Source organism: Vibrio sp. CK2-1 (assembly GCF_021726515.1).
Taxonomy (GTDB): domain Bacteria; phylum Pseudomonadota; class Gammaproteobacteria; order Enterobacterales; family Vibrionaceae; genus Vibrio.
Map to the genome: position 1 here is coordinate 425,224 of NZ_JAKKCJ010000002.1, position 23,297 is coordinate 448,520.

A 23,297-nucleotide genomic window follows, 5' to 3' on the forward strand; every position below is an offset into this window, starting at 1 on the left:
TTTGTTTAAGGTTTAACAGTTTCAGTTAAGCATTTTTAGATTAACAGCTTTAAACCGCTTCAGTCTCACTGGTTAAGCATTTCTCTACTTTGATTGCCGCGACCTTAAACTCTGGGATCTTAGCGTGCGGATCAGTCGCAGTGACGGTTAATCGGTTTGCTGCCGCCTCTACAAAGTGGAAAGGAATAAACACTACACCTTGCTGCATACGTTTGGTGACAAAAGCGTCGATTTCAATTTCCCCGCGACGACTGGAGACCTGTAAACGTTCACCATTTTTGATCCCTAACGCTTCAGCATCTTGTACGCTGATCATGGCGCGAGGCCCTGCTAGATTATCTAATCCTTTGGTTTTACGAGTCATAGTACCAGTATGGAATTGTTCCAGTACTCGCCCTGTCGTTAGCACTAATGGATATTCAGGATCAGGCAATTCTGCGGCATATCTAAATGGTGTCGCGATTAATTGACCTTTGCCACGCATAATACCGTTACTGTGCATTAAGCGAGTACCGTCAGGGTTTGTGGTATTACAAGGCCATTGCACACCATCTCGGCCAACTTTATCCCAAGTGATTCCCGCATATTGAGGGGTAACTTGAGTAATTTCAGCGGTAATGTCGGAGACCGAGTGATAACCCCAATCACTACCCATAGCATTGGCGATTTGTTGGATGATCCACCAATCTTCTTTTGCTTCTCCCGGTGCTTTTACCGCGGGAGTTAACCGCTGAACGCGTCGCTCGGTATTGGTAAAGTGACCGGTTTTTTCGGCAAATGAATAAGCCGGCAATACGACATCTGCATACTGCGCGGTTTCAGTTAAGAAGATATCTTGCACGACTAAGAAATCGAGTGCTTCTAATCCTTCAATCACATGCGCTTGATTCGGATCGCTTAACATTGGGTTCTCACCCATCACAAATAAGCCTTTCACTTGCTGGTGGCAAGCCGCATCAATGATCTCAGTTAGGGTTAGCCCTTTTTGATTTGAAAGCTGTGGTGCGTTCCAAGCTTCAACAAATTTGGCGTGAACCTCTGGGTTGGTGACTTTTTGATAGCCGGGGAAGTCGGTCGGTAGCGCGCCCATATCACAAGCGCCTTGCACATTAGATTGACCGCGTAATGGGTTGATGCCTCCACCTTCAATACCAATGTTGCCGCATAGTAGTTGTAGGTTAGAAATCGACACCACATTATCATGGCCAGTTGTGTGCTGTGTGATACCCATTGAATAGTAAACAGCAGTTCGCTTGGCTGTACCAATAGTACGCGCGATTTGTTTAATATCTTCGGCTTTAATGCCAGTGACTAGCTCAACTTTATCAAGTGCATAGTCAGGCTTTAATAACTCTTGTTTGAGCGCTTCAAAGCCTTGAGTATTGGCATTAATGTAATCTTGGTCTTGCCAGTTATTTAATAAGATTTGTTGCATGATGCCATTTAACAGCATCACATCAGTGCCCGGACGTTGCGCCACATAAAGCTCAGCATGATCGGCCATATCAATGCGTTTAGGATCGGCTACGATCAAACGAGCACCCTGATGACGAATGGCTTGTTTGATGTGTGAAGCAATAATTGGGTGGGCCGATGTGGTATCTGAGCCAATAATAAAGATCACATCAGAATGCTTGATGCTTGGAATATCATTAGTCATCGCGCCACTGCCTAGCGTTGCCTCTAAACCTGTTACTGTTGAAGCGTGACATAAACGCGCGCAGTGATCTAAGTTATTGGTACCAAACTCACGACGCACTAGCTTTTGGAATGCATAGTTATCTTCGTTGGTGGTTTTGGCCGATGAGAAACCGGCTAAAGCATTGGAGCCAGAATGCTGTTTGATATGATTGAACTTGTCAGCAACCAATTGAATCGCTTCTTGCCAACTAGCAGGCTGTAATTTTCCATCACGTCGAATAAGTGGTGTGGTTAGGCGCTGATTATTATTAATAAAATCAAAACCAAATCGACCTTTCACACATAACATGCCTTGGTTTACTGGCGAGTCCGCTCCTTGCACGTAACGGATTTTATTGTTGGCTTGATCAACAAACATAGTGAGTTTGCATCCGACTCCACAGTAGGTGCAGATGGTTTCAACTGGAGTAAGAATATCAAGGCGGCTTTCTGATTTATCGCGCGCGTCGACTAATGCGCCGGTTGGACAGGCTTGTACGCATAGACCGCACTGTACGCAATTTGAATCGCCCATTGAACAGGTTTCACCACCAAATCCAGCACGAGCTTCTGGACGCATCATTGGCGTACCATCAAGGTTCTTCAAAAAGCTTAAAACGCCATGAACGCCGCTCTCATTGCACGCTTGTACACATTGACCACAGCTGATGCAGCGATTGGCATCAAAGGTGATAAATTCAGAGCTGTCATCAATGGCAAATTTTTGCTGCATCGATTTATCTAGTTCATCATCAATCACGCCATATTCGGTACCGTAGTCGCGTAGGGCACAATCGGTATTGGCTTGGCATCCACACTCTAAACAACGAGCCGCTTCATCCATAGCTTGTTGATTGGCAAAGCCCGTTTCGACTTCCTCAAAGCTACCTTGGCGTTGATTAATTGGCAGCTCCGGCATAACAACACGAGCAACTTTTTGAATATTTTCAAATTGTTTTGGGTCGACCTGTTTAACCGATTTTTCTTTTTTAGAATCGTATTGGCGAACAGGGATGTGTTCCATGGTGCCTTGAAAATAACGATCGATGGCTTCTGCTGCCACACGACCATCGGCGACAGCTTCAATAGCGGTAGCAGGGCCACGACGGAAATCACCAATGCTGAAGATGTTTTTATTGCCACTATGCATGGTATTTTCATCTACTTCAGCAGTATTCCAACGAGATAATGGCAGCTCGATATTGTCATTATCTAAAAAGCTAAGATCGGGCTTTTGAGAGACCGCCGCAATCACGGTATCAAACTCTTGAATAAAGAATTCCCCCGTTGGTTCAGGGCGACGACGACCCGATGAATCGGCTTCACCAAGATGCATTTTTTCTAATTTTATTTGGCAGACTCGACCATTTTGATCGGCAATGTTTTCCACCGGATTAGTCAACATTAAAAATTGTACGCCTTCGTGCTCAGCTTCTAGGATTTCATAATCTTCAGCTGGCATTTCATCACGAGTACGGCGATAGATTAATGTGGTTTCAGCACCATCACGCACCGCGGTTCTTGCGCAATCAATCGCTGTGTTACCACCACCAATGACGGCTACTTTTTTGCCCGTGGTGTAATGATGATCCATAACGTAATCTTTTAGGTAATCGACGCCTAAATAACAACCATCAAGATCAGAACCGGGGTAATGCATTTCCACTGCTTTTGATGCACCCACCGCAAGGCAAACTGCATCAAAATCTTGGCTTAGGCGGGTTAAGGTAAAGTCATCACCGAGCTTTTTATTTAGCTCAATTTGCATGCCATTACGGCACATTAATTCAATTTCTTTATCAAGAATATCTTTAGGCAAGCGGTACTCTGGAATGCCATAACGAAGCCAACCACCGGCTTTTGGCATCGATTCAAATACCGTGACTTCATAACCTTCATTAGTGAGGTAGTAGCCGCAAGTTAATCCACCAGGGCCACTGCCTATTACGGCAATGTGTTTTTGTTTGGCTGGTTTTTTCTGTGGGACATAGGCTTCTTGAGCAGCAAGATCCGCATCGGCCGCATGGCGCTTTAATTGACGAATTGCAAGCGGCTCATCAATGATATTACGGCGACATTCAGTTTCACAAAATGCTGGGCATACACGACCAATGGATAGTGGCATTGGCAAGGTACGTTTAATGACTTCAATCGCTTTTTGATGGTCATTTTGTGAAATATGATAAAGGTAAGATTGAATATCGACACCCGCAGGGCAGGCTACTTTACAAGGCGCTTCACAGTCTGCGTAGTGATCTGATAATATCGCCTGCAACGCTTGTTTTCTGTGGGCGCTTAATGCGGCAGATTCAGTGGTGACTTGTAATCCATCGTAGACTTGCATTTCACAAGCGCGCTGAGTAGTGCCATCGGAAACTTCCACCACACACAAATCACAGGCGACTTTTTCTCCCTGCGTATTCGTGCCACATAGAGAAGGAATGTCGATATTATGTTGTTTCGCAGCATTGAGAAGATTTTGTTCTCCATCAACACTGAAAGTATGACCATTAATAATGATTTTCACGATTACATCCCATCCTTGCAGCGATAAATAACCAGCAATATTCTGCTCGTTGAAACAGCGACTGATTTAATAATTTTTATGTGAGTGAACTTGTCTGACAAATACCACTACTATAAAAAACTCAAGTTGCTTGAAATATGATCTGATACAAGAAAAGTGTGAATTACCCCTAAATAGGAACCGCTATGCCACAAGCTACGACTGAATTACTGAACGATATCTTAGAGCAAGTTCGCCCATTAATTGGTAAGGGCAAAGTGGCAGACTACATTCCCGCTTTAGCGTGCGTTCCGAATGATAAATTGGCTATCGCGGTTTATACCAATGATGGCAAGGTGGTGAAGGCAGGGGACGCTGATGAGCCGTTTTCGATTCAGTCGATTTCGAAAGTTTTGAGTTTAACGCTCGCGATGGGTTTATATGAATCCGAAGAAATTTGGCGTCGAGTAGGTAAAGAGCCCTCAGGCCAAGCCTTTAACTCGATGATTCAGTTGGAAGTTGAACAAGGTATTCCGCGTAACCCGTTTATTAATGCAGGGGCAATTGTCGTGGCTGACATGCTTCAATCGCGTTTATCTGCTCCTCGTCATCGCTTATTAGAATTTGCCCGTCAATTGTCTGGTGATACGCATATTGTGTATGACAAAGTAGTAGCCGCTTCTGAGATGCAGCACAGCGACCGTAATGCCGCGATTGCCTACTTGATGCGCTCATTTGGTAATTTTGAAAATGAAGTAATTCCGGTTTTAAATAACTACTTTCATGCCTGCGCACTGAAAATGAGCTGTGTCGATTTAGCGAAAACATTCAGTTATCTCGCCAATAAAGGTCAATCGGTACAAAACAAAAAGCAAATTATCGCTCCGAATCAAACTAAGCGTTTAAATGCCTTATTGGCTACTTGTGGGCTTTATGATGGCGCAGGTGAATTTGCGTTCCGTGTTGGCATGCCGGGTAAATCTGGTGTCGGTGGTGGTATTGTGGCAGTGATCCCGGGAGAAATGAGCATCGCAGTATGGTCACCAGAATTAGATAAATCCGGTAACTCATTAGCGGGAACCGCGGCGCTGGAGATATTATCGACGGAGTTAGGGCGGTCGATATTCTAAAGAGACTTACGTCAATAGGAATCTCGTTACTCGTCGCTCGATAGGACCTTCAAGCGACGAGAAGCAAAGCGCTCGAGAAACGAGATTCGTTTTTTATTCTTCTTCTACAAACAACTCCACCAAATCATTAAAAAACAATTTCCCTTTCTGGGTAATGTGCCAATGACTTTCCGTTTCGGTTAAATAGCCTTGCTCTATCGCGGTTTGGATCTGCGCTTCAATCACAGAAAGCGCCAATCCGGTACGCTCGACAAATTCAGCTTTCGGGCAAGCTTCGATTAAGCGGAAGCGATTCATAAAGTATTCAAACGGGCGATCTTCGGTTTCGACTAAGGTTTCGCTATCTAGGTAGCTTTTGACTAGGTTTTGATAAGCCGCTAAATAGCCTCTAGGGTGCTTGACCTTAGTAGTGCGAACGATTCGTCCATCCTCAAAGCTTAACTTGCCATGCGAGCCGCAGCCTATGCCTAGGTAGTCACCAAAATGCCAATAGTTAAGGTTATGGCGACATTGATAACCGGGTTTGCTGTAGCCAGAAATTTCATATTGCACGTAACCAGCATCAGTTAATCGCTGGTGGCCTTGTTCGAAAATATCCCACAAATCGTCATCATCCGGCAGAATCGGCGGTTTGGAGTAGAACAAGGTATTGGGCTCAATGGTTAATTGATACCAAGATAAGTGATAAGGATTCAGTTCAACCGCTTTATCTAAATCGGCCAGAGCTTGTTGCTGGGTTTGATTAGGTAGCCCGTGCATCAAGTCTAGGTTGAAACTGTTTAACCCAATCTTATGCGCCAGATGAGCTGCATTAATCGCTTCTTGTTGTCCATGAATTCGACCTAGGGCTTGTAGCTTTTCTTCTTCAAAGCTTTGTACTCCGATAGAAATACGATTGACCCCTTGAGTTTGAAATTGAGCAAAACGCTCAGCTTCAATGGTTCCCGGGTTGGCTTCCATGGTGATCTCAATATTGTCTTCAAATGGCAGCAGCGCTTCGATGCCTTGCAATAAGCGACCAATTTCTGACGGCGAAATTAAGCTTGGCGTACCGCCACCAATAAATATTGAATGCAGTAATCTAGGAGCACCAGCTAGCTGATATTTTTCGATATCGGTTTTGAGATCTTCTAACAAGGCATCGATATATTGGGTTTCTGGGATCTCACCTTTTTGGGCATGCGAGTTGAAATCACAATACGGGCACTTTTGAACACACCATGGAATGTGCACATATAAACTTAATGGTGGCGGAGTAATTGAATTCATGTCTTAACTTAAAAACTGAGGAGAATCAGACAGTTCAGCAAACAGTTTTTTCAGAGCTTTACCGCGATGTGATAGTTGCTTTTTACGTACTGGTTCTAGCTCGGCAGATGAGCATTGATCTTCAGGAACCCAGAATACCGGATCATAACCAAAACCATTTTCGCCTTGAGCTTTTTCTAAGATCTTACCTTCCCATTGGCCGTGACAGACTAATGGGGTTGGATCGTTTTCGTGGCGCATTAATACGAGAACACAGTGAAAGCGTGCGCTGCGTTGTTCACTAGGTACGCCCTTCATTTCTTCTAGCAGTTTATCTAGGTTGCGTTGATCGGTCGCCCCTTCACCTGAATAGCGGGCAGAGTAGATTCCCGGAGCGCCTTGCAGTGCATCAACTTCTAAACCGGAATCATCCGCAATTGCCGGTAAGCCCGTTTCTTTTGCGGCATGGCGAGCTTTGATAATGGCATTTTCGATAAAGGTGGTGCCGGTTTCTGCCACTTCTGAAACCTTATATTGGCTTTGCGCTTCAACCTCAAAACCAAATTCAGAAAGTAGGTCAGCCATTTCTTTGACTTTGCCTTGGTTGCCAGTGGCGAGAACGAGCTTTTTCATTGGGGATCCTGTGTTATTTATTCTTCAACATAAAACTTTTGCGTGAAGCTGATTGGGCCGCTGCCCGTGTTACCAGCATCAACATTAATATTGAAGGTGAGTTGTTCTTCATTGGTGATAGGAAATTCTGCTAAGTAATAAATCGCTTCGCCTTCTTTCACTTGTTTGAAGTTAAGTTGTTTCGTTTGGCCTATTAGGTTCTTACTACTACCTGTGACTTTTGCATCCACCGCAGGTTTGCCGAGCTTACTAGTGTCTAACACACTGATATTTAAAATTGCCGAATAGCCATTACGCTTTAATTTATATAGAGTGGCCACTTCTGGGGTAAGCATGGCGGAATTGAAAGCAGAGTAGTGCACTTCGCTATTTTTAATGGTTTTGAATTGCCCAGCAAAGCTCGGTATAGAGACCAAGGTAATCAAAGAAACCAAAGCAGGTAGGGCGATAGCGATCCATTTTTTCATGAGACTTCCTTATCAATGTAGATTATCAAAGTAGATTTTGTATCGACTCGGGAATAACGCTTGGGGTAGTGATTCGAATGGTTTTATGTCTGCCTAATTCGCCTTTTTCGATACTCACTGAGCCTTTTGATACCTTACAAAGTTTGGCTAGGTATTTAGTTAAATAGGCGTTAGCTTTGCCATCGACTGGCGGAGCGGTAATGGCGATTTTTATTTCATCCCCATGCAAGCCGACGATGTTATCTCGGCTTGCTTTGGGTTGAATGTAAACTCGCAGTAGTAAGTCTTCTCCTGCGAGTTGTACTGGGATGGCCATCGATTAAAGCTGATACCAAATCGGACCAACTACATCGCCCATCAAGTAGTTGGCAAATTGTAGAATTAAGAATAGAACCAGTAGGCTAAGATCGAAACCGCCCATTGGAGGAAGAATTCGACGAATTGGCGCCAGCATAGGTTCGGTTAATTGCACCATCACATATTCAACTGGGCTGTTGCCTTGGCTTACCCAGCTTAGAATAGCGCGGATCAGTAATACCCAGAATAGTAATCCACCAGCTGCTTTAACCAGTGAAAGCGCGCCAAACATTAAAAAGCTTGGGCTCAGCACTAGGCTGCCATTTGAGATTAAAATTAAGCAGACAAATTTCAGTACGCTAAGTACATAAGCAAAGATAATGGTGGCTAAATCTATGTTACCTACTGATGGAATCACGCGGCGCAAAGGGCCAACAATAGGTTGGGTGGCTTTAACCACAAATTGAGAAAATGGGTTATAGAAGTCTGCGCGAGCCATTTGTAACCAAACACGCAAGATGACGACCATAATGTAGAGGTCGAATACGGTAGAAACTAGAAAAGTCATTGAGTTCATTACTGCAAACCTTGTTATTAATATTTAAATCGAAATTAAATTAGTTTTTCCATTTCTTCAGCACGGTTAACCGCGGCTTGCATCGCTTTAGATACGATGTCAGAAAGGTTATGTTGGTTAAACGTTTTTAGCGCTTCAGCGGTGGTGCCGCCTTTTGATGTTACTTGTTCACGAAGAGTTGATAAGTCGAGCTCAGGGTTTGCTACGACCATTTCCGCCGCGCCTAGGGCTGCTTGTTGAATCAGTATGCGAGCGGTATCTTTATTGAAACCTTGCGCCATGGCTTCTTGTTGCATCGCTTCCATAAATAGGAAGAAGTAAGCAGGTGCACTGCCAGCCGCAGCAATAATATTATTGATGCCAGATTCTTCATCTACCCAACAGATCTCACCAACCGCTGACATGAGATCACCGGCAAAGTCTTTATCATCTTCAGAGACATTATCGGTGGCAAACAAACCGCTCATGCCTTTGCCTACGAGTGATGGTGTATTGGGCATCACGCGTACTAGTTGCACGGTTTGACCAAGCATTTCGTTAAGGCGTTTTGCAGAAATACCTGCGGCAATCGAGATGATTAGTTTGTTGCTTAGATCTATGGATTGAAAATCAGCGCATACATCCGCCATCATTTGTGGCTTAACCGATAAAATCACCACTTCAGCTTGTTCAACGGCTGCAACATTATCGGTTGTTGTGTGGATCCCGTAGCAATCAGCAAGATGTTTGAGTTTATCTTCATCACGGCCTGTTGCGGTAATATTCCCTGCTTTATAGCCACTTGAAAGCATGCCTGCAAAAATGGAACGCGCCATATTGCCAGAGCCGATAAAACTGATTTTACGTTGTTCCATATCTGTATCGTCCTAGTATTTTATCTTTATGCGAGTATATCGTTGGTTCGCTTATGACGCTTGTCATTTACAGTAAAAGTTAGCGCTTAATTGGAATAATCCCTTGCTCCAAAAATAGCGGTACCAATACGAACCATAGTGCTGCCCGCTTCAATTGCTGCTTGCATATCACCACTCATGCCCATCGAAAGGGTATCGATTTGTGGGTAGTGTGATTGTAACGCTTGCTTTAATTCTTTTAGTTGCTGAAATGCTGCCAATTGTGAAGCGTGATCAGAGACATTTTCCGGAATTGACATCAACCCTCTTAATGTGAGGTTAGGTAAGTCATTTATCAACTGAGCTAAGGCAAAAACTTGTTCACGATCTGTTCCTGATTTCGAGCTTTCGCCACTGGTGTTTACTTGAATCAGAATTTGCAGTGGTTTGCCGTCAGGACGTTGATCATTGAGTCGTTGGGCAATTTTTTCACGGTCAACCGAATGTACCCAATCAAAATTTTCTGCGATCAGTCGAGTTTTATTAGATTGAATCGGTCCAATGAAGTGCCATTCAAGTGCGCTCTGGGTATAGTGTTGAGAGAAATATTGTATTTTTTCAACGCCTTCTTGGACGTAATTTTCACCAAAGCATGTTTGTCCCGCTTCGATGGCTAACTCTAATGCCTCAATCGGTTTAGTTTTACTTACTGCTAGCAGCTGTACTGAGTTAGAATGGCGGCCATATTGTTGCTCAGCGGTACGAATCTGCTGGTTAATTTGTTCAATGTTTTGTTGAATACTATTTTTATCAGAACACATCATAGTTTTTCTTCGATAAGGAATATAAATGGATATTGCTGAGTTATTGGAATTTAGTGTAAAGCATAATGCATCAGATCTACATCTTTCTGCAGGCGTTCCTCCAATCTTACGTATTGATGGCGACATCAGACAGTTAGAAATGCCAGCTTTCACGCATTCAGATGTTCATGCATTAGTTTTCGATATTATGAACGATGCTCAGCGTAGCGAATTTGAAGAAAAACTAGAAATCGATTTTTCATTTGAATTACCTAATATTGGCCGTTTTCGTGTCAATGCTTTCAATCAATCTCGTGGTTGCGCGGCAGTATTTCGTACTATCCCTGTTCATATCCCTTCATTTGAAGATATCTCAGCTCCTGAGATTTTCGAAAAAATTGCTAACTATGAAAAAGGCTTAGTGCTAGTAACCGGCCCAACCGGTTCAGGTAAATCGACGACCTTAGCGGCAATGGTCGATTACATTAACCGTAATCATAAAAAGCACATTCTAACCATTGAAGATCCTATCGAATTTACTCACAGCAATAAAAAATGCTTGGTCAACCAACGTGAAGTGCACCGTGATACTCATAGTTTTGAAGCATCGCTACGTTCGGCATTACGTGAAGATCCCGATGTGATTTTGGTGGGTGAACTACGTGATAAAGAAACCATTAGCTTAGCCTTAACCGCAGCGGAAACGGGTCACTTAGTATTTGGTACTCTACATACTAGTTCTGCCGCAAAAACCATTGACCGTATTATTGATGTTTTCCCTGGAACGGAAAAAAACATGGTGCGCTCTATGCTGTCAGAATCATTACGTGCGGTTATTGCGCAGAAGCTATTAAAGCGTGAAGGCGATGCAGGTGGACGTATTGCTTGTCATGAAGTGATGATTGTAACTCCAGCGATTCGTAACCTAGTGCGTGAAGATAAAGTTGCTCAAATGCTATCGATGATCCAAACCGGCTCGGCTATGGGCATGCAAACCATGGAACAAGCCGCTCGTCAGTTATTAATGGAAGGCTTAGTGACTCAAGAAGAAGTTGAAAGCAAAATCGAAACTCTAGCGTCAACATCACCATATTAATGTCACCGTATTAGTTTGAAGGAAACCACATGCAACTTTCACAAGTCCTAGAAATTATGGTGTCATCTAAAGCGTCAGATATTTATTTGACGGTTGGCGCGCCATGTTTGTTTCGTATTGATGGCGAGCTTAAAGCACATGGTGATCCATTAGATAAAGGTGGGGTAGAAGCCTTACTGTTTGAAATGATGGATAACGAAAGACGCGAAGAATACCAGTCAACTCATGAAGCAAACTTTGCTGTAGTGCACGGTGAAGGGCGTTTTCGTGTCAGTGCTTTTTTCCAGCGAGAATTACCTGGTGCGGTAGTCCGCCGAATTGAAACGCGTATTCCAAGTATGGAAGAGTTGAACCTACCTGAAGTATTAAAAGAGCTATCGACCGCTAAGCGTGGTTTAGTGCTGGTGGTGGGGGCGACGGGTTCAGGTAAGTCGACTTCAATGGCGGCCATGACTGGTTATCGCAACTTAAACAAAACCGGCCACATACTGACGGTAGAAGATCCGATTGAGTTTGTTCATGAGCATAAAAAATGCATCGTGACTCAACGTGAAGTTGGCCTAGATACCGAAAGCTATGAAGTGGCACTGAAGAACTCTTTACGCCAAGCGCCAGACATGATTTTAATCGGTGAGATCCGTAGCCGTGAAACCATGGAATATGCCATGACGTTTGCCGAAACCGGGCATTTGTGTATGGCAACTTTGCACGCCAATAACGCCAACCAAGCCTTAGAGCGTATTTTGCATCTGGTGCCGAAAGAACAAAAAGAACAATTCTTGTTTGATTTATCTTTGAACTTAAAAGGCGTTATCGCCCAGCAGTTAGTTCGAGATAAAGAGGGCAATGGTCGACATGGGGTGTTTGAGGTATTGCTTAATACACCACGTGTATCGGATTTGATTCGTCGTGGTGATTTACAAGAGCTTAAATCGACCATGATTCGCTCTAAAGAAGCCGGTATGCAGACTTTCGATCAGGCATTATTTGAGTTATTACAAGCCGATAAGATCAGCCTAGATGATGCGATGCACAGTGCGGATTCCCCTAACGATTTACGTTTAATGCTTAAATCTTCCGGTGATGCGACCTTTGAATCTAGCTCATTGAAAGGCATTAAGATAAACCTGTAGGAGAGCGGATAAATGGATAACACCTTAATTGAGACTTATCAGAAAACTTGTTATCGAGTTGACATCGATGGGCAGGTTTTTGAGTTATTCATTGAGCAGCCTAATTCGCCATTTGCCGCATGCTGCCAGCAGAATAAAATTCAACAATGGGCGATTATTACCGCCTATAATCCTTACTCAAATTCAACGTCTGAGCCGCTCAATCAACAAGCTAATATCGCGTTATCAAACGAGTTACAGGCTCTAGGTTATGAGTTTTATCGTGGTGATGGTGTGCCGGATTCTTCTGAGTGGTCAATTGAAAAAGGATTTTGGATTGCCAATATTGAACTCGCTATAGCGAAGAAGCTGGCAATAAAATATCAGCAGAATGCGTTTGTTTTTGGTGATAGTCATGGGATTCCATCACTGCACTTGTTTGAATAGCTAAACTAAAAAGAGTTGATGGTTCGCATCAACTCTTATGTTTTATTGTTACGTTTTCATTCTTAACTTTTATAGACTAGTACTGACTTTCAAACCAACTTTCTAAAATCACAACAGCAGATTGGCAATCGACATTACCTTTGCTGAGGGCTTTATAGCCGCCCATCGAAAATAATTCCGCACGTGCTTCTTGAGTCGAAAGACGCTCATCATGCAATTCCACTTTAACGCCAAAACGACCATGCAGACGGTTGGCAAACTTGCGTGCTCGGGTCGTGATATCGGTAAGATCTTTACCTTGCATATCGGTCGGTAAACCGACCACGACGAGATCTGGCTGCCACTCTTTGATTTGTTTTTCGATGTCTTCCCATTTTGGTATGCCATCTTGAGCTTTAAACGCTTTAAGTGGTGAGGCGGTGCCAGTAATGGTTTGGCCTATGGCACTGCCAATGCTTTTAGTGCCGTAATCGAATGCCATGATGGTTTGGTTAGACATGATGTTTCTCTATAAGTGTGATTATCGCGAGATTTAAGCGTGACCGGCATCGCCAGATAATTGTGAAACGCTGATCCCGAGTAATTGTACTGCTTTTTTCCAGCGAGCATGTACTGGAGTATCGAATAGAATTTCTAAATTAGCAGGGGCAGTTAACCAAGAGTTATCGAGTAGTTCTTGCTCTAACTGACCTGAATCCCAGCCTGAATAACCTAGGGTGACAATGAATTTCTTTGGCTCGGCTTCGGTGCCAAGTACCGTCAGAATATCTTTTGAGGTTGTGACTGCCAACTCGTCAGTAATTTCAATACTTGATTGGTAGGTATCTTTTCTACTGTGTAGAACAAAGCCTCGGTCGGTCGCCACAGGGCCGCCATTTAATAAAGGAGCAGATAAACTTTGTTGGCAAATACGTGGGTGAACAGGCTGAACATCAATTTGTTCGAGCATGTTTTTAATATCAATGCCGACAGAATCATTAATGACTAACCCCATCGCACCATCCTCATTGTGCTCACAGATATAAATCACGCTGCGAGTAAAATGAGAGTCTTGCATGCTGGGCATAGCAATTAAAAAGTGATCGGTTAAGTTCATTCTGCTCTCCATAAGCAATTTACGTATGGCAACCTATTTGCTGCCATACTATTTTAATGTGAGCTAGCTAGATAAGACTATTTAGCCGCAGCCACACGACGCTCAATAGCATCCATTAACTTACCTGTGATAGAGATATCAAATGCCGCTTCAATCTCTTTAATGCAGGTTGGGCTAGTGACGTTGATTTCAGTTAACTTATCACCGATCACATCAAGACCAACGAAAATTAAGCCTTTTTCTTTTAGCGTTGGAGCAACCGCTTGGGCGATTTTCAGGTCAGTTTCGCTTAACGGACGAGCTTCGCCACGGCCACCAGCTGCTAAGTTGCCACGAGTTTCCCCTTTGGCAGGAATGCGTGCTAGGCAGTATGGCATTGGCTCGCCATCAACCACTAAAATGCGCTTATCGCCATTACTGATATCTGGTACAAAGGTCTGTGCCATCGCATAGTTTTGCTCGTGATTGGTTAAGGTTTCGATAATCACCGACACGTTCGGATCATCTTGTTTCACACGGAATATTGATGCGCCGCCCATGCCATCGAGTGGTTTTAGAATCACATCACCATGCTGCTCGCGGAAGGCTTTAATTTTTTCCGCTTTACGTGTCACTAGAGTAGTTGGCGTTAATTCTGGGAACCAAGCGGTAAATAGTTTCTCATTGCAATCACGTAGGCTTTGCGGCTTGTTTACAATTAACGTGCCTTGTTCTTCGGCGCGCTCAAGAATGTAGGTGGCGTAGATGTATTCCGTATCAAACGGAGGATCTTTACGCATTAAAACCGCATCCAGTTCTGATAACTCAATCGATTGTTCTGACGTGAATTCATACCATTTATTGGCATCTTCAAATAGGCTTACGATCTTGGTATCAGCCAGCGGCTTGCCTTGTTCTAGATGAAGATCAGACATTTCCATGTAATGGATTTCCCAACCACGACGTTGGGCTTCTAGTAGCATTGCAAAGCTTGAATCTTTTTTGATGTTAATGGTTGAAATCGGGTCCATTACGATGCCAATTTTCATCATTGATACTCCATAGTTGGCGAATTCATTGATACCGCTTTTTTATCGCGATATTGAGATGTTTGTATTAACCGAGATCGCCAAAGCGAACTTGTAGGGCGGTAATTGCTGATAAGCCTGCGGTTTCTGTACGTAGCACGCGTGGGCCTAAGAGTGTTTCTTCAAACTGATATTGTTCGGTCATTTGAATTTCTTCATCAGACAGGCCACCTTCTGGGCCAATCAGTAGACGAACTTTACTGACCGGTGCTGGTAGAGTATTGATTGAGTACTTTGCTCTAGGATGAAGGTTGAGCTTTAGTCCATCATAATCTTCTGCGCACCATTGTTCTAGCTGCATCAAAGGGCGAACGGTCGGCACGATATTACGACCACATTGTTCACAGGCAGCAATCGCGATTTTTTGCCATTGTTGTAGTTTTTTCTCGAAACGTTCTGCATTGAGTTTGACCCCACAACGCTCTGAAATTAAAGGCGTAATGGTATTCACCCCTAGTTCGACCGCTTTTTGAATGGTGAACTCCATCTTGTCACCACGAGAAATGACCTGACCAAGATGTAGATCTAACGGGGATTCAATACTACGCTCGATACGTTCTTTGATTTCTACCGTCACATTTTTCTTTGAGACAGTAAGAATCACGGCAGGAAACTCTGCGCCAGAACCATCAAAAAGTAAAACGTCTTGGCCTTGAGTCATACGCAGTACTCGGCCAACATGACCGGCTGCATCTTCAGATAAGTGGATTTCCCCTAGCTGTTCGATAGCTTGGGGATGGTAAATTCTCGGGATTCTCATGTCATGACCTGTGTAAGCTTAATTGCTTTTCTTAACATGGATGTTTTGACCGTAAAAAACAAGGGGCAAGGTTAACTTCACACACTATGTTTTACGATATATAGCATTAATCGCTGATGATAACTTGATTACGACCTTGATGCTTGGCGGTATATAGTGCTTTGTCGGCGCGAATATAGCTTGAATCTATTTTTTCACCTTGTTGAATTTGGGCTAACCCAACCGATAAGGTACAGCGAACTCTCAACTTATCATCGCTATTGTCTTGCTGAATTATAAAGTGGTGATTCTCTATAGAGGTACGTAGAGACTCTAAACGCGCGATAACATGTTGAGCTGAATCTGAGCGAATAAGTAGGATGAACTCTTCTCCACCTAATCTGGCTAAATAGTCATTTACGCCAATAAATCCGCGGAGTAATTCGGCGAGTTGCTGCAGTGTTTTATCGCCAGCAAAGTGACCATATTGATCGTTGATATTTTTAAAGTAATCAATATCGACAATGGCTAAAAAGAACTCTTTGGCGAGATCTTGATGATGAAGTTTTGTCAGTTTATTGATGATGTAACGTCGATTATGTAACAGAGTTAAGGGATCTTGCTCGGCGAGTTTTTTCAGGTGACGTTCTTTATTGATGGTGTCGGTAACAATACTGATGAAGGTACAAACCGCTTGTTGTCCGTGCCAATTTATTAGTTTATCCGTAATTTCAACCATCACTGGGTTGCCTAATAAATCAGTATGAGCAATGACTTTAGGTTCGGTTTGCTGCTCTGCAAAGGCTTTTTGGTAACGAACCTGGGCATCTTCCCTTTCTTCCGGGTTAATCAGCACCATTAATGATTCCATTTCTAGAATTTGATCTACGCTTTTTAATCCACTAAAGCGAGCAAAGGCATCGTTGGCATAAAGCGGTTTGAAGTCAATATGAATCACGCATGGATTAGGGTGAATCTCGAGTATATGTTGATATTCATTCATAGCGTTATTCATCGTTACTTCAAAGGAGTTGAGGTTATTTACGGTCTAATCATAAAGCAATACAAGCTATTTTATAGGCCATTGATCACTTTTTCTTTGTTTAATGGTTCTAATTGAGTGCCACATAAAGAACAATGATACCGAGTTTGTTGCCGTTTCACTTTATTATGCCGCCGAATCGATAATTGATGGGTTTGGCACTGGCATTGATAAGCAAAGGTTTCACCCTGTACCGAACTAATATCGAAAGCATGATAAGTTTCAGGAGGGCACTGGAAAATATTGGCCATCACATAGCGCCACTCTTTGCCATGAGGTTTGACTCGACCAAATTGATGGTAGGTGATGAGATGAGCCAATTCATGGGGAATCACTTGTTCTACGAATGCCTGCTGATTTTCGATAAGCAAGGTTGGGTTTAAGCGAATTTGCCATTGTTGCAGATACGCTTTTCCTGCCACTTTCCCTCTAACTTTGAAGAACAACTCCGGTGTGGGAAAGGTGCATTCAAAGGCCAACTCTGCTTTTTTCAGGTGAGCCTGAAGGCTGTTTTCCAGCTGATGAATTAAATCTTGAGGAACGACAATGGCTGACACAATGAGTCTCTACTAACATTCAGAACCGATAGAGGAAGCCGAATGTTAATAGAGAAAGGTAGGAGATACAATTAATGTTTACGGCTGAGTGTTTTAATGTTTACGACTAATAGTTTGTCGGTAACCATGCCAAGTGGCAAAGCCTAAAACGGGCATCGCAATGATCATTCCTATACCTGCTGTGGCAAAGCCAAAACCGATACATACCACAATGATTCCTGCCCATACGACCATTGCACCTAGGTTATTTTTGACGGCGTTATAGCTAGTAAAAACAGCGGTCATCATATCGACTCGTCTTTCCATCATTAAAGGAATGGAAAATGCTGACATTGAAAAAATGACACACGAGAAAATAAACCCAACCACAGAACCGCTAATTAAAAAGGGTAGGAAGGCTTCGATTGAGGCGCCTTGCATTTCTGGGTATAAGGCATGTAAAAGGGCAGCAATACGCATCCAGAAGATCATCGCTACACAAAGCAGTAGGGCAAAACTCCATTGTGAAACCCCATTGCGTTTAATCGCTTTTATGGAATGGAATAATTTAGGTTTATGGTGTTTTTCTATTTGCCAGCTCGCATCGTATAGCCCTAGTGCTAAAAATGGGCCGATTAACATATAGACAATCAGGCTAGGGAAAATCACTAAATGAGAACCTTGCAAATAGACTAGCCACTGAATACCTGCGGCGGCAGCAGCAAAGCAAATACCATAAAATAAGCTGATCACAGGGGCTTTGAAAATATCGCGAAAGCCGAGTTTCAGCCATTGTAATGGTGCGGATGTAGCGATCTTCTCACAAGGTATGGTGCGAGCATATTCGCTATCTGGTGTTCTAAAATCTGATGGTTTGGCAGTACGAGGCATAAATCCTCCTGGCAGTTCATGAGGGAACAAGTCTGTGCTTGTGTATATAAATATTGTCGCTGTTTGGGATAATTACAAATTTAATGATTAAAATTTGTGCGAATTTAACGGGTAGGAATAATGAGAGGGAATATTTAATAGGTAATAAAAAACCCTCACCGAATGGCAAGGGTTTGAAAGTACAGTGTTTTGTTCTAAAGGCTAATTATAAGCCAGCAAATCCACGTAGTGCTTCTGCTTTGTCCGTTGCTTCCCATGGGAATTCTTCACGACCAAAGTGACCATAAGCAGCGGTTTTCTTGTAGATAGGTTGAAGTAGGTTCAACATTTCTTGTAGGCCGTATGGACGTAAGTCGAAGTGCTGACGAACCGCTTCAATGATGATGTCAGATGGTACTTTTTCAGTGCCAAATGTTTCTACCATGATAGAGGTTGGTTCTGCTACGCCGATTGCGTAAGACAATTGAATCTCACAACGATCCGCAAGACCAGCTGCTACGATGTTTTTTGCTACGTAACGAGCTGCGTAAGCCGCTGAACGGTCAACTTTTGATGGATCTTTACCAGAGAATGCACCGCCACCGTGACGAGCTGCGCCGCCGTAGGTATCAACGATGATTTTACGACCGGTAAGGCCACAGTCACCCATTGGGCCACCGATAACAAAACGACCGGTTGGGTTGATAAAGAATTTAGTTTCTTTATTTAGCCACTCAGAAGGCAGTACAGGTTTGATGATTTCTTCCATTACCGCTTCACGTAGATCCGGTGTAGTAATTGAATCACAGTGCTGAGTTGATAGTACAACTGCATCAATACCTACAATCTTGCCTTGATCGTATTGGAAGGTAACTTGAGATTTTGCATCAGGGCGTAAGAAATCAAGTTTGCCGCTTTTACGTACTTCAGCTTGCTTTTGTACAAGTAGGTGAGAGTAAGTAATTGGGGCAGGCATCAATACTTCTGTTTCGTTACATGCATAACCAAACATAATACCTTGGTCGCCAGCGCCTTGATCTTTAGGATCGGCTTTATCAACCCCTTGGTTGATGTCTGGAGATTGTTTACCGATAGTATTTAATACTGCGCAAGAATCCGCATCAAAGCCCATATCAGAATGAACATAACCAATTTCACGAACGGTTTCGCGAGTAATTTCTTCAATATCAACCCAAGCTGAAGTGGTAACTTCGCCGCCAACCATTACCATGCCGGTTTTTACGTAAGTTTCACACGCCACACGTGCTTTAGGATCTTGCTCTAGGATTGCATCCAATACTGCATCAGAAATCTGATCAGCAATTTTATCAGGATGACCTTCAGATACAGATTCTGAAGTAAATAAATGCTTAGCCATGTGTGAGTGCTCCACTTTGAATCACGCCAATTCATCGCTTGATGAATGCGGTTAAGTTAGAAAAGACGCGTTCTTATATAGCCAATGCTATGAATCGCGTCTTTTAAAAAACAATAAATTCTGTAGGTGTTTCTACATCTAGACGTCTATTCTAGTTTTGATTGGTCGAATTACAAGCCTTTTTTATCTTTTTGCTATTTAGCTGTCTTAAAAGTGAGATAGTAGAGGGAGAGGAAATGTCTATTAATTCACCTTTCTCTCTATTGACGTATTCGATTGCGTTCCCATAATGTCGGGCATTGAGGGGAAATAATGTGACAATGCTAAAAAAGCAAAAAAAATAACCCCAAAAGAGAAAATATCAAGTGGTTAAAGTTTGCAGTCATGCAGTCGCTTTGCGACAATACCACGCAGAATTTAAAGTGAGTTGATGTATTCGGCGAGCTTTCCCAACCTTTAATAAATCGCTTATGCACTTTTAATGCACAAATCAGGAGCAGACATGACGTCTCGTAAAGATCTAGCAAATGCAATCCGCGCACTTAGCATGGACGGTGTTCAACAGGCTAATTCAGGCCACCCAGGCGCCCCAATGGGCATGGCCGATATCGCTGAAGTTCTTTGGCGTGGTCACTTGAATCACAACCCACAAAACCCTGAGTGGTTTGATCGCGACCGTTTCGTGCTTTCAAATGGCCACGGTTCGATGCTGATTTACTCTTTGCTTCACCTTTCTGGTTATGACCTTCCTCTTTCTGAGCTGAAAAACTTCCGCCAATTGCATTCAAAAACTCCAGGTCACCCTGAGTATGGTTATGCACCTGGTGTTGAAACGACTACTGGCCCACTAGGCCAAGGTATCACCAATGCGGTTGGTATGGCGTTAGCTGAAAAAGCATTAGCGGCTCAGTTTAACCGTGAAGGTCACGATATCGTTGATCACTTTACTTATACATTCCTTGGCGATGGCTGCTTGATGGAAGGTATTTCACACGAAGCGGCTTCTTTAGCAGGTGTGCTAGGTCTAGGTAAATTGGTTGCATTCTGGGATGACAACGGTATTTCTATCGATGGTCACGTAGAAGGTTGGTTTGCAGACGATACACCTAAGCGTTTTGAAGCATACGGCTGGCATGTAATTCCTGCTGTTGATGGTCACGATTCTGATGCGATTGAAGCGGCGATTACAGCTGCGAAAGCGGATCCTCGTCCAACGCTTATCTGTACTAAAACGGTTATTGGTTTTGGTTCTCCAAACAAAGCGGGCACGCACGACTGTCACGGCGCTCCACTAGGTGCTGACGAAATTACAGCGACTAAAGCTCAACTAGGCTGGGAACACGGTCCATTTGAAATTCCTTCAGATATCTACGCTGAATGGGATGCCAAAGAAGCCGGCGCAGCAAAAGAAGCGGCTTGGAATGAAAAGCTGGCTGCTTATGAAGCGGCTTACCCTGAGCTAGCGGCAGAATTCAAACGTCGTATGGCGGGTGATCTTCCTAAAGAATGGGAAGAAAAAGCAAACGCAATTATTGCTGATCTTCAAGCAAACCCTGCGAACATCGCTTCACGTAAAGCATCTCAAAATGCACTAGAAGCGTTTGGTCAAATGCTTCCTGAGTTCATGGGCGGCTCTGCTGACCTTGCACCTTCAAACCTAACTATGTGGTCTGGCTCTAAGTCTTTAACGGCTGAAGATGCTTCAGGTAACTACATTCATTACGGTGTGCGTGAATTTGGTATGACAGCGGTCATTAATGGTATCGCCCTACACGGTGGTTTCATTCCTTACGGCGCAACATTCCTAATGTTTATGGAATACGCTCGTAACGCAATGCGTATGGCATCATTGATGAAAGTGCAAAACATTCAAGTTTACACACACGATTCAATTGGCCTAGGTGAAGATGGTCCAACTCACCAACCGGTTGAGCAAATGGCATCACTTCGTATGACTCCAAATATGAGCACATGGCGTCCATGTGACCAAGTTGAATCTGCAGTAGCATGGAAACTTGCGATTGAGCGTAAAGATGCACCTTCGGCGCTGATTTTCTCTCGTCAAAACCTAGCACAACAAGAGCGTAATGCTGAGCAAGTAGCAAACATTGCTAAAGGTGCTTACATTCTTAAAGATTGCTCTGGTAAGCCAGAGTTAATCTTGATTGCTACGGGTTCTGAAGTTGAACTAGCGGTTGAAGCGGCAGCGCAACTTTCTGCTGAAGGTAAGCAAGTACGTGTGGTTTCTATGCCATCGACTGATGCATTCGACAAGCAAGACGCGGCTTACCGTGAATCTGTACTACCATCTGACGTAACGGCTCGTATCGCTATTGAAGCGGGTATTGCGGATTACTGGTTCAAGTACGTTGGCCTAGATGGTCGTATCATCGGTATGACAACATTTGGTGAGTCTGCACCAGCAGGTGAACTATTTAAAATGTTCGGCTTTACGGTTGAAAACGTAGTAGAAACTGCGAAAGAGTTAATTGCTTAATCCTTTTGAATTAAAGTAATTGCAAGATGAAAGCCGGGCATGATTGCTCGGCTTTTTTAATGCGTATTAAAAGGCGATGAGGTAACATACTGCCACTTTAGATTGATGCCACGGAATGATTATGCTCAGAATTGCTATTAATGGATTTGGTCGAATTGGACGCAGTGTATTGCGCGCTTTATATGAAAGTGGCAAAAATCAGTCGATTCAAGTAGTAGCAATTAATGAATTGGCCGAACCGGAAGGCATGGCGCACCTACTGCAATATGATTCAAGCCATGGTCGTTTCTTCAAAAAAGTGACTCATGATCAAGAACATCTTTTAATTCATCACAACGATAAGGTCGAACCGGGTTTTGACTCGATTCGTATATTGCACCTCTCAGATGCCAAGCTTCTGCCTTGGAAAGATTTAAATGCCGATATCGTTTTAGATTGTACAGGTAAGTTTGGCTCTCAAGCCGATGGCCAATTGCATATTCAAGCTGGAGCAAAACGAGTGTTGTTTTCTCACCCCGGCGGTAATGATGTCGATAACACCATTATCTACGGTGTGAATCACGAAACACTGACGGCTGAGCATCATGTGGTATCAAATGGCTCTTGTACCACTAACTGTATTATTCCGGTGATCAAAGCGCTGGATGATAGCTTTGGTATTGAATCGGGCACCATTACCACCATTCACTCATCAATGAACGATCAGCAAGTGATTGATGCTTATCACTCGGATTTACGCCGTTCTCGAGCGGCCAGCCAATCTATCATTCCGGTTGATACTAAGCTTCATTTAGGCATCGCCAGAATTTACCCAAAATTTGCTGATAAATTTGAAGCAATTTCAGTTCGAGTGCCTACAATTAATGTCACAGCGATGGATTTAAGTGTCACAGTTCACAAAAATGTCGATGTTAATGACGTAAATCAATCTATCGTGGAAGCATCTCGTTGTACATTGGACGGCATATTGGATTACACCGAAGCGCCTTTGGTTTCGATTGATTTCAATCATGACTCGCACAGTGCGATTGTGGATGGTTCGCAAACTCGCGTCAGTAATCATCGCTTAGTAAAAATGTTAGTGTGGTGTGATAACGAGTGGGGCTTTGCCAACCGAATGCTCGATACCGCATTAACAATGGGTTCAATGCTTGACTCAAAATAAGATTGACTAAATTTACGGTTGTGACGAATAAATAGTCGATTTATTATTTTTTAGCTTGAAATAATAAATGGTCGCCCC

Annotated in this window: 22 protein-coding genes; 6 read left to right on the forward strand and 16 right to left on the reverse strand. The window is 43.3% G+C overall.

The features are described 5' to 3' along the window. Positions 1–49 precede the first annotated feature (49 nt). The gene (gene fdhF / locus L3V25_RS06840; RefSeq protein WP_237294978.1) at positions 50–4,210 is read right to left on the reverse strand and encodes a formate dehydrogenase subunit alpha; all 4,161 of its coding nucleotides are present in this window, start codon (positions 4,208–4,210) and stop codon (positions 50–52) included. Between the two features lie 182 nt (positions 4,211–4,392). Between fdhF and glsB the strand changes: the two genes are divergently transcribed. Continuing rightward, complete coding sequence (glsB, locus tag L3V25_RS06845; RefSeq protein ID WP_237294682.1) at positions 4,393–5,316, forward strand: glutaminase B; 924 nt, start codon at positions 4,393–4,395, stop codon at positions 5,314–5,316. 93 nt (positions 5,317–5,409) lie between these two features. Here the strand turns inward: glsB and hemW are convergent, their stop codons facing one another. From hemW to L3V25_RS06880, 7 genes are all read right to left on the reverse strand, one after another. Further along, complete coding sequence (gene hemW / locus L3V25_RS06850) at positions 5,410–6,585, reverse strand: radical SAM family heme chaperone HemW (RefSeq protein ID WP_237294683.1); 1,176 nt, start codon at positions 6,583–6,585, stop codon at positions 5,410–5,412. A 3-nt stretch (positions 6,586–6,588) separates the two neighbouring features. Further along, on the reverse strand, positions 6,589–7,197 hold the full coding sequence (locus L3V25_RS06855; RefSeq protein ID WP_237294684.1) for an XTP/dITP diphosphatase: 609 nt from the start codon (positions 7,195–7,197) through the stop codon (positions 6,589–6,591). Between the two features lie 17 nt (positions 7,198–7,214). Continuing rightward, positions 7,215–7,664, reverse strand: coding sequence for a DUF4426 domain-containing protein (locus L3V25_RS06860; protein ID WP_237294685.1), 450 nt, complete (start codon positions 7,662–7,664; stop codon positions 7,215–7,217). Positions 7,665–7,689: 25 nt separating this feature from the next. Then, positions 7,690–7,980, reverse strand: coding sequence for a DUF167 family protein YggU (gene yggU, locus L3V25_RS06865; RefSeq protein WP_237294686.1), 291 nt, complete (start codon positions 7,978–7,980; stop codon positions 7,690–7,692). Between the two features lie 3 nt (positions 7,981–7,983). After that, the gene (locus L3V25_RS06870; RefSeq protein ID WP_237294687.1) at positions 7,984–8,538 is read right to left on the reverse strand and encodes a YggT family protein; all 555 of its coding nucleotides are present in this window, start codon (positions 8,536–8,538) and stop codon (positions 7,984–7,986) included. Positions 8,539–8,573: 35 nt separating this feature from the next. Next, a complete protein-coding gene (gene proC / locus L3V25_RS06875) occupies positions 8,574–9,392 on the reverse strand; it encodes a pyrroline-5-carboxylate reductase (protein WP_237294688.1) in 819 nt (272 codons plus the stop codon). An 86-nt stretch (positions 9,393–9,478) separates the two neighbouring features. Further along, positions 9,479–10,195 carry a YggS family pyridoxal phosphate-dependent enzyme gene (locus L3V25_RS06880; protein WP_237294689.1) on the reverse strand — a complete coding sequence of 239 codons (717 nt, stop codon included), beginning with the start codon at positions 10,193–10,195 and terminating at the stop codon, positions 9,479–9,481. Positions 10,196–10,220: 25 nt separating this feature from the next. On the opposite strand from L3V25_RS06880, the gene L3V25_RS06885 reads away from it, so the two are divergent. Genes L3V25_RS06885 through L3V25_RS06895 form a run of 3 tightly spaced genes read left to right on the forward strand, consistent with a single transcriptional unit; the run spans position 10,221 to position 12,829 of the window. Continuing rightward, positions 10,221–11,270, forward strand: a complete 1,050-nt coding sequence (locus L3V25_RS06885) for a type IV pilus twitching motility protein PilT (RefSeq protein WP_237294690.1) — start codon at positions 10,221–10,223, stop codon at positions 11,268–11,270. Positions 11,271–11,299: 29 nt separating this feature from the next. Next, positions 11,300–12,403 carry a PilT/PilU family type 4a pilus ATPase gene (locus L3V25_RS06890; protein ID WP_237294691.1) on the forward strand — a complete coding sequence of 368 codons (1,104 nt, stop codon included), beginning with the start codon at positions 11,300–11,302 and terminating at the stop codon, positions 12,401–12,403. 12 nt (positions 12,404–12,415) lie between these two features. Further along, the gene (locus tag L3V25_RS06895) at positions 12,416–12,829 is read left to right on the forward strand and encodes a DUF3293 domain-containing protein (protein WP_237294692.1); all 414 of its coding nucleotides are present in this window, start codon (positions 12,416–12,418) and stop codon (positions 12,827–12,829) included. Positions 12,830–12,905: 76 nt separating this feature from the next. Here the strand turns inward: L3V25_RS06895 and ruvX are convergent, their stop codons facing one another. From ruvX to metK, 8 genes are all read right to left on the reverse strand, one after another. Next, positions 12,906–13,328: a Holliday junction resolvase RuvX gene (gene ruvX, locus L3V25_RS06900; protein WP_027697685.1), complete on the reverse strand. Its 423-nt coding sequence runs from the start codon at positions 13,326–13,328 to the stop codon at positions 12,906–12,908. A 33-nt stretch (positions 13,329–13,361) separates the two neighbouring features. Further along, on the reverse strand, positions 13,362–13,925 hold the full coding sequence (locus L3V25_RS06905) for a YqgE/AlgH family protein (RefSeq protein WP_237294693.1): 564 nt from the start codon (positions 13,923–13,925) through the stop codon (positions 13,362–13,364). Positions 13,926–14,002: 77 nt separating this feature from the next. After that, positions 14,003–14,956, reverse strand: a complete 954-nt coding sequence (gene gshB, locus L3V25_RS06910; protein ID WP_237294694.1) for a glutathione synthase — start codon at positions 14,954–14,956, stop codon at positions 14,003–14,005. 64 nt (positions 14,957–15,020) lie between these two features. Further along, positions 15,021–15,752, reverse strand: a complete 732-nt coding sequence (gene rsmE / locus L3V25_RS06915; protein ID WP_237294695.1) for a 16S rRNA (uracil(1498)-N(3))-methyltransferase — start codon at positions 15,750–15,752, stop codon at positions 15,021–15,023. Positions 15,753–15,858: 106 nt separating this feature from the next. After that, positions 15,859–16,746, reverse strand: coding sequence for a GGDEF domain-containing protein (locus tag L3V25_RS06920; RefSeq protein ID WP_237294696.1), 888 nt, complete (start codon positions 16,744–16,746; stop codon positions 15,859–15,861). A gap of 59 nt (positions 16,747–16,805) precedes the next feature. Then, positions 16,806–17,300, reverse strand: coding sequence for a SprT family zinc-dependent metalloprotease (locus L3V25_RS06925; RefSeq protein WP_237294979.1), 495 nt, complete (start codon positions 17,298–17,300; stop codon positions 16,806–16,808). 123 nt (positions 17,301–17,423) lie between these two features. Further along, entirely contained in the window at positions 17,424–18,200 is a 777-nt protein-coding gene (locus tag L3V25_RS06930; protein WP_237294697.1) for a DUF2189 domain-containing protein, read from the reverse strand. A 205-nt stretch (positions 18,201–18,405) separates the two neighbouring features. Beyond that, a complete protein-coding gene (gene metK, locus L3V25_RS06935) occupies positions 18,406–19,557 on the reverse strand; it encodes a methionine adenosyltransferase (protein ID WP_237294698.1) in 1,152 nt (383 codons plus the stop codon). 502 nt (positions 19,558–20,059) lie between these two features. Between metK and tkt the strand changes: the two genes are divergently transcribed. Together tkt and epd are read left to right on the forward strand one after the other, a co-directional pair. Then, a complete protein-coding gene (gene tkt / locus L3V25_RS06940) occupies positions 20,060–22,054 on the forward strand; it encodes a transketolase (RefSeq protein ID WP_237294699.1) in 1,995 nt (664 codons plus the stop codon). A gap of 121 nt (positions 22,055–22,175) precedes the next feature. Then, positions 22,176–23,219, forward strand: coding sequence for an erythrose-4-phosphate dehydrogenase (gene epd / locus L3V25_RS06945; protein WP_237294700.1), 1,044 nt, complete (start codon positions 22,176–22,178; stop codon positions 23,217–23,219). Positions 23,220–23,297 lie beyond the last annotated feature (78 nt).